A 13,482-nucleotide genomic window follows, 5' to 3' on the forward strand; every position below is an offset into this window, starting at 1 on the left:
GGGTCTCCTACGATCGGAGATTGTGAGCGTCCTCGTGCCCAACTCCGGTGGCCGCAGCGGCGACGAACTCGTCCAAGTGGGCCGCACGCCACCGGCCCGGCCGCCGGGCGAGCACGATCCGCGGCCGCTGCTGGACGTGACGATGCCCACCGACCGGCTGCGCAGCTGGCTGGTCACCATCTCGATCACGCTGGTCGCGGGCCTCGTGCGGCTGTGGGACCTCGGGCGCGCCACCAACGAGGGCACCCCCGTCTTCGACGAGAAGCACTACGTGCCGCAGGCGTGGCAGATGCTGCGCAACGGCGGCTACGAGGACAACCCGGGCTACGAACTGGTCGCGCATCCGCCGGTCGGCAAGCAGTTGATCGCGGTCGGCGAGTGGCTGCTCGGCTACAACCCGTGGGGTTGGCGCATCACGGCCGCGCTGTGCGGCACGGTGATGGTGCTGCTGATCATCCGCATCGCCCGCCGCATGACCAGGTCGACGTTGCTGGGTGCGATCGCTGGTGTGCTGCTGATCTGCGACGGCCTAAGCCACGTGCAGGCCCGGGTCGGGATGCTCGACATCTTCCAGGCGATGTTCCTGCTCGCCGCGTTCGCCTGCCTGCTGGTCGACCGCGATGAGGTGCGCAGCCGGATGTGGCAGGTCTGCGTGGACGGGCGGCTGGCCGAGAGCCGGTGGGGTCCGCGGCTGGGTTTCCGCTGGTGGCGGTTCGGTGCCGGGCTGATGATCGGGCTGGCCTGCGGCGTCAAGTGGAACGGCATCTACTACATCATCGCGTTCGGCCTGCTCAGCGTGATCTGGGATGCGCTGGCCAGGCGGGCGGCCGGGGTCCGGCACCCGTGGCGGGCCGCGCTGGTGCGCGACACCGCACCGGCGCTGTGGGCGCTGCTGGTGATCCCGATGCTGGTGTACTTCGCGACCTGGGCGGGTTGGTTCGCCAGCGAGACCGCGACGGACCGGCACGCCACCCTGGTCGGCGACGACGTCGGCCTCGCGTTCCTGCCGGACGCGCTGCGCTCGATGATCTACTACCAGCTCAACGTGCTGGACTTCCACACCCACCTGGTGACGCCCGCGACCCCGCACCCGTGGGAGTCGAAGCCGTGGGCGTGGCCGATGGGCATGCGCCCGATGCTCTACTACTACGAGTCGGGCATGCCGGGGTGCGGCCGGGCCAGCTGCGTCGAGGCGACGATGCTGATCGGCACCCCGGCGATGTGGTGGCTGGCGCTGCCGGTCGCGGCCTGGGCGGTGTGGCGCGCCACCAGCAGGATGGACTGGCGCTACGCCGCGGTGCTGGTCGGCTACGGCGCGGGTTACCTGCCGTGGTTCACCAACCTGGCCCGGCAGATGTACTACTTCTACGCGACGCCGCTGGCGCCGTTCCTGGTGCTGGGCATCGTGCTGGTGCTGGGCGAAGTCCTCGGTTCGGCGCAGGACCACTTCGAGCGGCGTCGAACCGGGCTGCTCGCGGTGTCGCTGTACGTGGGGCTCGTGGTGGCGAACTTCGTCTGGCTGTGGCCGATCCTCAACGGCGACCCGATCACCCCGGAGCACTGGCAAGCCGAACTCTGGCTCCCCTCCTGGCGCTGACGAACAACACCCCACCCAGACCCCCGATCACCCTATGAAGTGACGAGTGAAGGGCACCTTTGACCGGCTTACTCGGTCAAAGGTGCCCTTCACCTCGAAAAGGCCTCGTTCAGGTGCGGGGGTCCCAGCGGAACCAGGTGCGGGACAGAATGGTCAGGACCGCGATCCAGGCCAGTAGGACGGCCAGGGCCGGGAGGGCGCCGAGGAGGTTGGTGCCGGTTGTCGAGCGGTGCACCAGGTCGGCGAAGGCACCGCCCGGTACGGCGAGCATGAACGGCGTGATCTCGGCGCTCATCGACACCCACACCGCGCCGCCGAGCAGCACCAAGAACCACGGCAGCGTGGTGATCTGGGCCTGCTCCGCGGTGGACGTCCGGCCGCTGGTCGCGGTGCCCGCCACGACGCACAACGCGATGCCCAGGAGCATCGCGACCGCCAGCAGCAGCGGGTTCGCCACCACCGGCGCACCCAGCACGGCCGCGATCACGAGCACCGCGACGGCTTGGACCACGCCCAGGACGACCACCGGCGCCAGCAGCCCGGTCAGGATCGCCGACTCCGCCAACTCTCCGCTGCGCAGCCGCTTCAGGTACAGGTCCTCGCGGCGGCTGGTCAACGCGGCGGTCACCGTGAAGCAGACGGTGAACCCGAAGACCGTCAGCAGTTGCAGGGAAAGCGTCGTCGACCAGACCCGCGCAGCCGCGTTCTCCGGCACCGAATACGCCAGGAAGAGGCCCATCAGCATCGGCAGCAACGTCGCACAGGTCGCGACGGTCTTGTTGCGCAGCAGCAACTTCGATTCGGCCCGGCTCAGGGCGAGGACGGCGCTGCTCATCGGGTGATCACCTCGTTGCTGACGGTGTGGAAGATGTCGTCGAGCGATGCCTGGTGGGCGCGCAGTCCGGCGAGTTCCAGCCGCTGTTCCCCCGCCCAGCTCAGCAGCAGGTGCAGATCCCGCTGCAACTGCGGCGTTCGGATCTCGACGCGGGTGCCCGCCGTCGTGGCCGCTCCGGCCAGCGGCGGCAACTGGATCGGACGGCCCGCGTCGAAGGTGATGCGCGCCTGCTCGGTGCCCAGCACGTCGACCAGTCGACCGGACACCGCGATGCTGCCCTGGTGCATGATCGCCAGCCGGTGTGCCAGCCGTTCGGCCTCTTCCAGGTAATGCGTGGTCAGCAGCACTGTCGTGCCGCCAGCGAGCAGGCCGCGCACCAGATCCCAGGTGGCGCGGCGGGATTCCGGGTCCATTCCGGTGGTCGGCTCGTCGAGGAACAGCAGTTCCGGGTCGCCGAGCACGGCCAGCGCGAGGTCGAGCCGACGTCGTTCGCCGCCGGAGAGCTGCTTGACCCGCACCGACCGGCGCGAGGCCAGCCCCACAGCGGCCAGCGTCGCGTCCACATCGGACTTCCGGTGCAGCATGGCGCGCCCCAGTTCGGCGGTTTCGAGCACCGTCAGATCCCCGGCGAACCCGCTTTGCTGCAACATGATCCCGGTGCGGCGGCGCACCGCCCGGCGATCCCGCCACGGATCCAGCCCGAAGACCTGGACCGCTCCGGCGGCCGGTGCGCGATGCCCCTCGATGGTCTCCAGCGCGGTCGTCTTGCCCGCGCCGTTGGTGCCCAGCAGCGCGAACAACTCGCCCGGCCGCACGTCGAAGTCGATCCCGCGGACCGCCTCGAAGTCGCCGTAGCGGCAGCGCATTGCGCTCACCCTGATCACTGGTGATGTCATGCGTCCAGGTTCGCCGCGCCGCCCACCGGCCGGTAGGGCGTTCTGCCAGCGGCCATCGCGGATTCTGTCAGGGAAATTGATGACTGATGTCATGACCAACCGGGCGGTCCACGAACCGCGGATGAAGGATGCTGGACGGGTGAGCGAAACCGAGGCGGTCGACTTCGACCCCCGCCGCATCCGGCGGCTGCGCCGCTACACGTGGTGGTCGATCGTGCCGACCCTGCCGTGCTACGCGGTGTTCCCGGCGATGAACCTGTTCCTCGGTGCCACGCGGGGCTTCTACAACGCCGTCGAGGTCGTGGTGCTGTCGGTGATCGGGGTGGTGATCGCGGTCGAGGGGACCCGGCTGTGCGCCAGCCTGATGAAGGGCCTCGGGCGCGGCGAGCACCGCCCCGTCGTGGCTGGCGTGGTCTTCGCGCTGTCGCTCGGTGCCATGGCCTACGCGCTGCCCCGTGACCAGAGCGGGATGGCGTGGGCGATGCTGCTCAGCGGTCTGGCCGGTGCGCACATCTCGGCCGCGCCGCACCGGTTGCGCTGGCCGATGACCATCGGGGTCCTGGTGCTGACCGGTGTGACCGTGACCATCGTGGTCTCCCCGGACAATCCCCAGCAGGGCGTGGCCGCTGGCTTCTTCATCATGATGATCGTCGCTGCGCTCATCTCGCTGATAGTCGGGGTCGCGTGGTTCTGGGACATCGTGCTGGAACTGGACCGCGCCCGCGCCGTGGCCGCCGAGTTGGGCATCGCGAAGGAGCGCCTGCGATTCGCCGCCGACCTGCACGACATCCAGGGCCACCACCTGCAGGTGATCGCGTTGAAGGCGGAACTGGCCGAGCGGCTGGTCGGTACCGACGACGACGCGGCCCGCGGGCATGCCGCCGAAGTGGCCGAACTCGCTCGAACGGCGCTCAAGGACACCCGCGAAGTCGTGCATGGGTACCGCCGCAGCAACCTCACCACGGAGCTGGACAACGCCCGCGAAATCCTGGAAGCAGCGGGCATCCAGACCACTGTGGACGGTGATGCGACGCGGGTTCCGCCGCCGCTGCAACCGCTGTTCGGCGCGCTGGTGCGGGAGGGCACCACGAACATCCTCCGGCATTCCCGGGCCCAGCGGTGCGAGCTCAGCATCTCCATCGACGGCTCCCGCACGCACGTCGTGCTGCGCAACGACCGCGCGAACCCGCCGAACGGGGCCGCCGGGTCCGGCATCGACGGGTTGCGGCAGCGGTTCGGCACGCTGGGCGGGCGGGTCGACACCTGCCGGGCCGAGGATCGGTTCGAGCTGCACGGATCCGCCGCGGAGCCGGGGAGGGCGTCGTGATTCGAGTGGTGCTGGCCGACGACGAAGACCTGATCCGGGGCGCGCTGGCGGCGCTGCTCGATCTGGAGCCGGACTTGGAGGTGGTCGCCCAGAGCGCCAACGGAACGGATGCGATCCGCGCGGTCCGCGAACACCGGCCGGACATCGCGGTCTTCGACCTGGAGATGCCGGGGCTCGACGGTGTGCAGGCCGCCGGGCGCCTCGGCCCGGAGATCCCGATCGTGCTGGTCACCCGGCACGCCCGCCCCGGGGTGCTGAAACGGGCGCTGGCCGCCGGGATCCGCGGCTTCGTCCCCAAGACGACGCCCGCGTCCCGGTTGGCGGCGATCCTGCGCGACGTGCACGCCGGTGGCCGCTACATCGACCCGGAGATCGCGGCCAGCGCGCTGACCGGCGGCAGCTGCCCGCTCACCGATCGGGAGCTCGAACTGCTCAGCCACACCCTGCGGGGTGGCACCATCGCCACGATCGCGGCGGCGGTGCACCTGGCGCCGGGCACGGTCCGCAACTACCTGTCGTCGGCGATGACGAAGCTCGGCGTGGCGACCCGCCACGAGGCGGCCCGCCACGCCTGGGAAGAGGGCTGGATCTGACCGCATCGGCGCCGTGCGCGGCCGAACCGGCGTTGGCGTTCGCCCGTCGGTGGCTGGCTGAGCGGACTGCCCGGCGCGACCGGGCGGGGCTGCCGTTCAACCGGCGATCCTTCGGTCATGCCAGGTCGGCGAGGGTCTTGCGGAGTGCGGTGACCGCCTCGACGATCTCCTCCGGGCGCACCGACAGCGGCGGGCGGCAGCGCAGCGAGTCCGGGCCCGACGGCAGGAACAGCGTCCGGTAGGTCTCGCGGGCGATGGCGATCGCCCGATCGCGCCGGGCCGGGTCGCGGAAGGTGATCGCGCACATCAGGCCCCGGCCGCGCGGGTCGCGGATCACCGACGGGAATTCCACCGCCAGGTCGCGGAGCTCGCCCAGCAGCAGTTCACCCATCAACCGACTGTGCTCGAAGAGGTCCTCGCGCTCGACGACCTCCAGGATCCTGGTCGCGCGCACCATGTCGACCAGCGAGCCGCCCCAGGTGGAGCTGATCCGGCTGGCCTCGCGGAAGGCGTTGTCGGCGACCTCCAGCACCCGGCGCCCGCCCATCACCCCGCACACCTGCAGGCGCTTGCCGAACGCCACCAGATCCGGTTCCAGGCCCAACGCGCGGTGCGCCCAGGCCTGCCCGGTCAGCGCGCCGGTCTGCACCTCGTCGGCGACGGTCAGCACGTCGTGTTCCCGGCACAGCTCCTGCACGGCCCGCAGGAACCGGGGGCGCAGGTGCCGATCGCCGCCCTCGCCCTGGATCGGCTCGTACACGAAGCAGGCGATCTCCCGGCCGTAGCGGCGCAGCGCGGCGCGGGCGGCGTCGAGCGCCACCGCTTCCTCGGGCAGCAGTTCGACGGCATCCCAGCGCTCGCCCGGTTCGATCGCCGGGCTCGGAATGCGCGGCCAGTCGAACATCGGGTAGTCGCGGATCTTCGCCGGATCGGTGTTGGTCAGCGAGAGCGTGTAGCCGCTGCGGCCGTGGAAGGCCCGTTCCAGGTGCAGCACGCGGGAACCGCGCGCCGCGATCCCGGCCCGCGCGTTGATCTTCGTCTTCCAGTCGAAGGCGACCTTCAAGGCGTTCTCCACCGCGAGGGTTCCGCCGTCGATGAAGAACAGCAGCGGCAGTTCGGGTACGCCGACCACGCGCCGGAAGGTCTCGGCGAAGCGGGCCTGCTCGACGGTGGCGAAGTCCGGGTTGGACGGTTTGATCCGCCCGGCGCGCACCAGCGCCGCTTCGAAGTCGGGCGTGCGCAGGCCCGGGTGACCGTGCCCGAGCGGCGCCGAGCTGAAGAACATGGTCATGTCGAGGTACTCGGCGCCATCGCGGAGGTCGTGGATCCGGCAGCCTTCGCCCGCGGCCAGGTCCACCACGATGTCCAGCAGGTCACCGGTCACGTGCTCCCGCAGCGCGGCAACGGCGTCGCTAGCCGCCGCGCGCGGGGCGGGGACATCGGTTGCCACATCGCGAACGGTCTCCTGCTGAGCGGTCATGTCCGGCCTCCCAACTCCGTGTAGGCGCAGTACGCCAATTCCACCTTGTCAAGAATAATTACATCAGAGTTTCGAAAACAAGCAACATCTTTCCGTAAACACGGTGTCAAGGCGAAAGATTTTCTTTCGCTAGTGCCAGGGTGGACCCATGGCCCCGCATGGCGGGCTCGATCAGGTGAAGCGGGATCCATACCCCCACCGCTGCACCGGTCGCACCGGCTCGACCAGCGGATCGGCCTCGGTCAGCGGCGCCGCCGTCCCGCAGACGGCGGCCAGCTGGGTCGGCGTCAGGCAGGACACCCGGGTTTCCGCGGCGGCACCCCACTCGACCAGCTCCGCCACCGCAAGACCACGGGTGGACGCGATGACCACGACGTTGCCTGCCTGGCGCCGCAACAGCACGCCGGGCTGGGCGATGACCAGCACGTGCGGGAGAACCGCGGCGATGGAAGCGACCGCGCGCAGCGCGAAGCCGAGATCAGGGCCATCCCACATGTTGACGGCGTAGAGCCCACCGGGGCGCAGCACCCGGGAAACCTCGGAGGCGAACTCGACGGTAGCCAGCTCGGTGACAACGTTCCCGGCCTGGAAAACATCCGACAGGACGAGATCGACGCTGCCCGCCGCAGCCGCTTCGACACCGGATCGACCGTCCTGCACGACGACCCGCAGCCCAGGCACGCGGTCGAGTTCGAGATGTTCCCGCACCAGGTCGACCAACGGCCCGTCGAGCTCGTACACGGTCTGCACCGAGCCGGGCCGGGTCGCGGCGACGTAGCGGGGCAGCGTGCAACCGGCACCGCCGATGAACAACCCCGACACCGCGGCGCCCGGCTCCCAATGGCGATCGATGGCCTGACCGAGCCACGCCGCGAAGGGCATCTTCAGGCGAGCGGGCTCCGCCAAGTCCACATAGGACTGCGCGACCCCGTCGACAGCAACGGTCCACCCGTTGTCGCGAAGCCGGTCCGGGATCAGTTCGGCAACCCCGAACCGACATGCGGACTCGATCCGCTGACGCCCCAATCCGACCACCCACCAACCCCACGAGCAGCGCCGCAATCCTAACGATCAGCCCCGTCGAAGCCGAAAGCTGCCGCGAAGGCGCTGTAGTAATCTCTCGATGCCAGCGCCATCCGTTTCGCGCCGCCGATACCTGGACTTTCGCCCGCGCAAGGCTTCGACCGGTGGTTGCGCGCTGGGCGCCGCTCGTTGCTCGGTCTCTTCCGTTGCGCACAGTTTCCTTGCCGCTGTGAAGATCAACCGAATAAGGTCCGAATTCAACTGTCGCAAGATGCGCAATTCGATAGCACGGCAGGGCGAACGCAGATCTGCAACGACGCGGATTGGAAGGAAACCTCATGCCGGGAAACCGCGTGGTCGTGTACAAGGGCCCGGGCAAGGTCGCCGTCGAAACGATCGACTACCCCAAGCTTGAACTGCCGGACGACGTGGTGAAGGGCTTGGGCATCAAGAAGCACGCACCGCACGCCGCGATCCTCAAGCTCGTCACCACGAACATCTGCGGCAGTGATCAACACATGGTCCGGGGCCGCACCACGGCGCCGGTCGGCCAGACCCTCGGGCACGAGATCACCGGCGAGGTCGTCGAGACCGGTGATGACGTGCTCTTCGTCCAGCCCGGCGACATCTGCTCGGTGCCGTTCAACATCGCCTGCGGTCGCTGCCGCATGTGCGACGAGGGCAAGACCGGGATCTGCCTCAACGTCAACCCGGCCAGGGCCGGTGCCGCGTACGGCTACGTGGACATGGGTGGCTGGCTGGGCGGACAGGCCGAATACGTGATGGTGCCCTACGCGGACTTCAACCTGCTGAGGTTCCCGGATCGCGACCAGGCGCTGGAGAAGATACTCGACCTCACCATGCTCTCCGACATCTTCCCGACGGGTTACCACGGCGCCTACACCGCGGGCGTGACCACCGGATCCACGGTGTACGTCGCGGGCGCGGGCCCGGTCGGGCTGGCCGCCGCGCACGCGGCACAGCTGCTAGGTGCTTCCGTGGTGATCGTGGGTGACATGAACGAGCAGCGCCTCGCCCAGGCCCGCAGCTTCGGCTGCGAAACGGTGAACCTCGCCCAGGGCGCGGAACTCTCCGAGCTCATCGAGGACATCGTGGGCGAGCCGGAGGTCGACGCGGCCGTCGACGCGGTCGGCTTCGAGGCCCGCGGGCACGGCAAGGACGCCGCCGAGGCGCCCGCGACCGTGCTCAACGACGTCATGGCCGTCGCGCGCGCGGGCGCATCGCTGGGGATTCCCGGCCTCTACGTGACCGGCGATCCCGGCGGCATCGACGCGGCAGCGAAGATCGGCCAGATCGGGGTGCGATTGGGCCTTGGTTGGGCGAAATCCCACGCGATCACCACCGGCCAGTGCCCGGTGAAGCGGTACAACCGGAAGCTGATGAACATGATCCTCGCTGGCAAGGCCGAGATCGCCAAGGCGGTCAACGCCACCACCATCAGCCTGGATCAAGCGCCCCGGGGATACGCCGAATTCGACCGCGGCGAAGCCAGGAAGTACGTCATCGACCCGCACGGCACCGTCGCCGCCTGAGGCGACGCACCAGGTGGTTCTCCGGGGGCAAGGGGGCACCACGAGCCCTCGGAGAACCACCGCTGCTCCTTCGGCTCCCCCCAGGCCCGGAGTCCCGGAGTCCCGGAGTCCCGGTGAACGAACGGGCGACACGCGATCGTGTCGCCGACGGGGGCGCAATCCTGCCGCCGGAACCACGATGGTCCTGGACACGGGCGATCGACGGCACCGAGCCGAGCATGCCCCGAATGGGCGAAGTCTCAAGGAGCAGCGCGAAACAAGCCGATGGGAAGAGGTGTTCCTCGCGAAAATGATGTTGAAACACCGCGGTACATCGCGGTGCCGGTCGGCTGGGATGCCCGGGTCCGAGGGGTTCGCACCCGGGATGATGGGCGGCCCGCACGGCGACGCCCTGTTCGTCTTCGCGCTGCCGGAGTAACACCGAGACGGAGCTGTGATGACGGCTGAAGGTTTTGTCGCGGCGCTGCGCGCTCAGTCGCAGCGCTACCACGACCAGCACCCGTTCCACGTCGCGATGAACGAGGGGCACCTGAGCCGCCGCCAGCTCCAGGGGTGGGTGGCCAACCGCTTCTACTACCAGGAGAACCTCCCCCGCAAGGACGCGGCCATCCTCTCCAACTGCCCGGACCGCGAGGTGCGTCGGCGCTGGATCCGCCGGATCCTCGACCACGACGGGACCGAGGGCGAGCAGGGTGGCATCGAGGCCTGGTTGCGGTTGGCCGAGGCGGTGGGGCTGACCCGCGAGGAGGTCCGCGACGAGCGCCACGTGGTGCCCGGTGTGCGGTTCGCCGTGGATGCGTACGTCAACTTCGCGCGCACCCGGCCGTGGGTCGAGGCGGTGGCGTCGTCGTTGACCGAGCTGTTCGCGCCGGACCTGATGACCGAGCGCCTGGCCGCGTTCGAGAGCCGCTACCCGTGGATCGACAGCGCGGGCCTGACCTACTTCCGGGCTCGCCTGCGGCAGGCCCCGCGCGACGCCGAGCACGCGCTGCAGGTGGTGATCGAACACTGCCGAACGGTCGACGAGCAGCAGCACGCCGTGGCTGCGCTGTCGTTCAAGTGCGATGTTCTCTGGAGTGTTCTCGACGCCATCGACCGCGCGTACGCGGACTCCGGCGAACCGAGGCGGCCATGAACTCCGCGGTGCGATCCGAGAGCCAGCCCCGGCTTTCGCCGCATGTGCGGGTTACCTTCGACCAGGTCCGCCAGCGGCACGTGCTGCTGGGTCCGGAGTCGGTGGTGGTGCTCAACCCCACGGCCGCGGCCATCCTCGACCTCTGCGACGGGTCGCGCACGGTCGCCGAGATCGTGCGGGAACTGCGCGGTCGATACACCAACGTGCCCGACGACGAGGTGCGGGACTTCCTCGCCCGCCTGGTCGCCCGGCAGTGCGTGCAGCTCCGCGGCGAATGACCCGTTGCCCCCGTTACGAAGTCTCGACCGGCGCGACGCCGAACACCCCGAAGCTCACCACCCAGTAGACGACGTAGAGGCCCAACAGCACGACGCCGTGCCAGCGCCGCAACCGACCCGTGGCGAGGAAGAGCGCCGCCAACCAGGTCAGCACGAGGAGCGCGGGCAGATGCCAGGTGAGCACGTTCGCGCCGACCACGAGACCACCTGCCAGCAGGATGATGCCCAGCTTGCCGGTGACCGAGAAGACGACGCTGCCGATGACGTTGCCGACCCCGATCTCCGGCGCACCCTTGCGGGCGGGTTCCACCGTCAGGAAGAAGTCCTCGATGGTCAGCACGACGGTGGCGATGGTGGCCCCGAACAGCGTGCCCTCAAGCCCGTAGGTCTCCAGGATTCCCTCGGTGCCGATGCCCGTGGTCGCCGCGCCGACGATCAGCCCGGCGAGGGCGAGCACCGCCAATCCGAGCCCGGCCCAGCCGGAATGCTCGCGGGCTTCGGCGAACGGCATTCGTTCGGCGAAGGGCCGTTCGGTCCCGGTTGCGGGCGGTTGCGGCCCACCACCCCCAACGTGCGCCTGCGGTTGGTGGGGCGGCGGTGTGCCGCCTGAGCCGCGGACCGCGGCGAAGGCCTCGTACATCTCCGCGTCGCGGAAGACCGGCACTCCGCTCCTGGATTCCCGCACCGCCACGTAGACCACGAACAGCACGAACAGCCCGAGCAGCACCACCCCGGCCAGCACGGTGAGCGGCGCCAGCAGCGTGAACACGATCATCACCAGCGGTGCGGCGGCGAAGATGACGAGGTAGTCGCGCGCAATGTTCACCCTGGTGGGCGTGATGATCGCGGCGAGCGCGAGCACGATTCCGGGCAGCGAAAGCGCGGTTCCGAACACGATGCCCAACGCGACCTCGTCGAGTTCTTCCAGGTTCAGCGCAACGCCGAGGAAGATGTCGTCGAACTCGATACCGGTGAAGACGATCGCCAGCAGGAACAGCGAAATCTTCAGACCGCTCGCGACTCCGACGAGGTAGCCGACCAACTTCTCGGCGCTGTATATCAGCAGCGCCGCACCGGAGATGAAGACGAGTATCGAGGTCATGGCGACTCACATCGGAGTGCTGAGCTCTTGCGACCTCCGCGGTGCCGCATCGACAACCGCTCGCGCCCGGCGCAGTGTTGTACCAGCCATCATCGCGCTCCTTGTCGAACTCGGCGAAGCCGACCAGATGTCCTTGTTGTCAGCTACGTTGGACCGGTCGCAGCGTCCGAGCAACCGCTCTGGAACCAATGGCGGGTCTCGCGCCACGAGCGGGTGCGTGCGGCCAACGAACGGTGCTCGGCTACACGCCGAGAAGTCGACGGACTTCGGGTGCGTGCCGACGGGAAACGGGGATGAACTCCGGCGAGCGCGGATCGGTGATGAGCAGCAGCTCGCCCTTGACACCGCGCTCCACTTCCGCGACCCGGCGGAGGTTGACCAGGAAACGGCGGTGCACCCGGTAGAACCCGTAGGAGCGCAGCGCTTGGTCGACGTTGTCCAGTCCCCGGATGGCGGCCTGGATCCGTCCTCGGTCGGTGTTCAACCACACGGTGTTGCGATCGGCTTCGGCGTAGCGGATTTCCGAAGGCATGAGCACGATCAGGCGATCGTTTCGGACACCGATGATCCGCTCCGGCCCGCGCGGCGACCCGCGCGCGGCGGGGCCACCGTAGGCTTCGCCTTCCTGCGGCCCGAATTCGCAGCACATCCCGACCAGGCGGTTGTCGGCGAACAAGGGGCGCATGCTCACCGACATCGTGTCGTTCGGCTGCACCGCGAGCCGTGCGAAACCGCGCCACTGCGGGTCGGCGAGCGATCTGCGGGTGGCCCACCGCACCACATTGGACAGTTCCGGGACGTCCGGTAGCCAGCGCTGCGACGGCGCGACCATGGGGACCTCACGCGGCATCCCGAGCAGCGAAATCGCGTCGTCGTCCGCGACGATCGCCCTGCCGCCGAGATCGAGGCACGCCAGCGGGCTGCCCGCCCTCGACGACTCCTCGCCGAACCCGGCGACCACGCTCCGACCGTCCGAGACGGCCCGCCAGAACATCTCGGACGCCACGCTCGCGGCGGCTTTCTCCAGCCAGTCGGGCACTTGCGCGGACAACGGCCGACCCCACCGCGAGACGTCGATCGTCCCCAGCGGGACGCCGGTGACGACATCGCGGATCGCGATTCCCGCACAAGCCCACTCGTGGAAGCCCTCGCACCAGTGCTCCGGTCCGGTAACGGTCACCGCGCCGGGAACCTCCAGGGCGGTTCCCATCCCGTTGGTTCCCGTGGTGCGCTCCGACCAGGCCGAGCGCGGCGCGAGGTTGCTCGCCTCGGCCCGCCTGCGCGCATCGGGTGCGCCGTAGGAGGCCAGGATCCGGCCGCTGCCGTCGCTGACCGCGACGATCCCACCGGCCTGCTCCATCTCCCGACCCGCCACGGCGGCCAGACCACCGAGCTTGGTCAGGATCACGTCCTGTTCGAACCGGTGCTCGTTGTGCTCGGCGGCTCCGGGCGCCGACCGCAGGCGCGGATCGACGTCGTACTGGTCCCGGCACCGGCACCAGGAACTCAAGATCTCCGGACGGACCCCCTGCACGGTGCCCTCACCGGTCGCGAAGCTCTCCCACGCCCGGGAAACGGCGCGCGCGGAGGCCGAAAGGGAACGACTACCGTCCGATGCACCCGCACTGATCGTCAACGGTAGCTCCCCTACCATCCCGACTTC

12 protein-coding genes are annotated in these 13,482 nt (G+C 69.3%); 6 read left to right on the forward strand and 6 right to left on the reverse strand.

Annotated features, from left to right (window positions below):
* Positions 1–22: 22 nt before the first annotated feature.
* A complete protein-coding gene (locus tag ACTWQN_RS35380; protein WP_443208026.1) occupies positions 23–1,597 on the forward strand; it encodes a dolichyl-phosphate-mannose--protein mannosyltransferase in 1,575 nt (524 codons plus the stop codon).
* Between the two features lie 109 nt (positions 1,598–1,706).
* On the opposite strand, the gene ACTWQN_RS35385 is transcribed toward ACTWQN_RS35380, so the two are convergent.
* Together ACTWQN_RS35385 and ACTWQN_RS35390 are read right to left on the reverse strand one after the other, a co-directional pair.
* Positions 1,707–2,432 carry an ABC transporter permease gene (locus tag ACTWQN_RS35385; RefSeq protein ID WP_443208027.1) on the reverse strand — a complete coding sequence of 242 codons (726 nt, stop codon included), beginning with the start codon at positions 2,430–2,432 and terminating at the stop codon, positions 1,707–1,709.
* Entirely contained in the window at positions 2,429–3,328 is a 900-nt protein-coding gene (locus ACTWQN_RS35390; protein ID WP_443208028.1) for an ABC transporter ATP-binding protein, read from the reverse strand. Before ACTWQN_RS35390 ends, ACTWQN_RS35385 begins: the two co-directional genes overlap by 4 nt.
* Positions 3,329–3,467: 139 nt before the next feature.
* Here ACTWQN_RS35390 and ACTWQN_RS35395 point away from each other — a divergent pair, with 139 nt between their 5' ends.
* Both ACTWQN_RS35395 and ACTWQN_RS35400 read left to right on the forward strand, forming a co-directional pair.
* Positions 3,468–4,655, forward strand: coding sequence for a sensor histidine kinase (locus tag ACTWQN_RS35395; RefSeq protein ID WP_443208029.1), 1,188 nt, complete (start codon positions 3,468–3,470; stop codon positions 4,653–4,655).
* On the forward strand, positions 4,652–5,248 hold the full coding sequence (locus ACTWQN_RS35400) for a response regulator transcription factor (protein WP_443208030.1): 597 nt from the start codon (positions 4,652–4,654) through the stop codon (positions 5,246–5,248). Before ACTWQN_RS35395 ends, ACTWQN_RS35400 begins: the two co-directional genes overlap by 4 nt.
* 115 nt (positions 5,249–5,363) lie before the next feature.
* Here ACTWQN_RS35400 and lat read toward each other — a convergent pair whose 3' ends face one another.
* Positions 5,364–6,728, reverse strand: a complete 1,365-nt coding sequence (gene lat, locus ACTWQN_RS35405) for an L-lysine 6-transaminase (protein ID WP_443208031.1) — start codon at positions 6,726–6,728, stop codon at positions 5,364–5,366.
* Positions 6,729–6,899: 171 nt separating this feature from the next.
* Positions 6,900–7,763, reverse strand: coding sequence for a spermidine synthase (locus ACTWQN_RS35410; protein WP_443208032.1), 864 nt, complete (start codon positions 7,761–7,763; stop codon positions 6,900–6,902).
* A 326-nt stretch (positions 7,764–8,089) separates the two neighbouring features.
* Between ACTWQN_RS35410 and fdhA the strand changes: the two genes are divergently transcribed.
* The 3 genes from fdhA to pqqD all read left to right on the forward strand — a co-directional run bounded on the left by fdhA (position 8,090) and on the right by pqqD (position 10,717).
* A complete protein-coding gene (gene fdhA / locus ACTWQN_RS35415) occupies positions 8,090–9,304 on the forward strand; it encodes a formaldehyde dehydrogenase, glutathione-independent (RefSeq protein ID WP_443208033.1) in 1,215 nt (404 codons plus the stop codon).
* A gap of 436 nt (positions 9,305–9,740) precedes the next feature.
* Complete coding sequence (pqqC, locus tag ACTWQN_RS35420) at positions 9,741–10,439, forward strand: pyrroloquinoline-quinone synthase PqqC (RefSeq protein ID WP_443208034.1); 699 nt, start codon at positions 9,741–9,743, stop codon at positions 10,437–10,439.
* Positions 10,436–10,717 (forward strand): pyrroloquinoline quinone biosynthesis peptide chaperone PqqD, encoded by a 282-nt coding sequence (pqqD, locus tag ACTWQN_RS35425; protein ID WP_443208035.1) that lies wholly within the window; start codon positions 10,436–10,438, stop codon positions 10,715–10,717. Before pqqC ends, pqqD begins: the two co-directional genes overlap by 4 nt.
* 13 nt (positions 10,718–10,730) lie before the next feature.
* Here pqqD and ACTWQN_RS35430 read toward each other — a convergent pair whose 3' ends face one another.
* A complete protein-coding gene (locus tag ACTWQN_RS35430; RefSeq protein WP_443208036.1) occupies positions 10,731–11,819 on the reverse strand; it encodes a sodium:calcium antiporter in 1,089 nt (362 codons plus the stop codon).
* A gap of 241 nt (positions 11,820–12,060) precedes the next feature.
* Positions 12,061–13,455, reverse strand: a complete 1,395-nt coding sequence (locus tag ACTWQN_RS35435) for a DNA-binding protein (protein ID WP_443208037.1) — start codon at positions 13,453–13,455, stop codon at positions 12,061–12,063.
* Positions 13,456–13,482: the final 27 nt, after the last annotated feature.

The sequence above is a fragment of the Saccharopolyspora antiqui genome, assembly GCF_052246905.1.
In the GTDB taxonomy this organism is placed as follows: domain Bacteria; phylum Actinomycetota; class Actinomycetes; order Mycobacteriales; family Pseudonocardiaceae; genus Saccharopolyspora.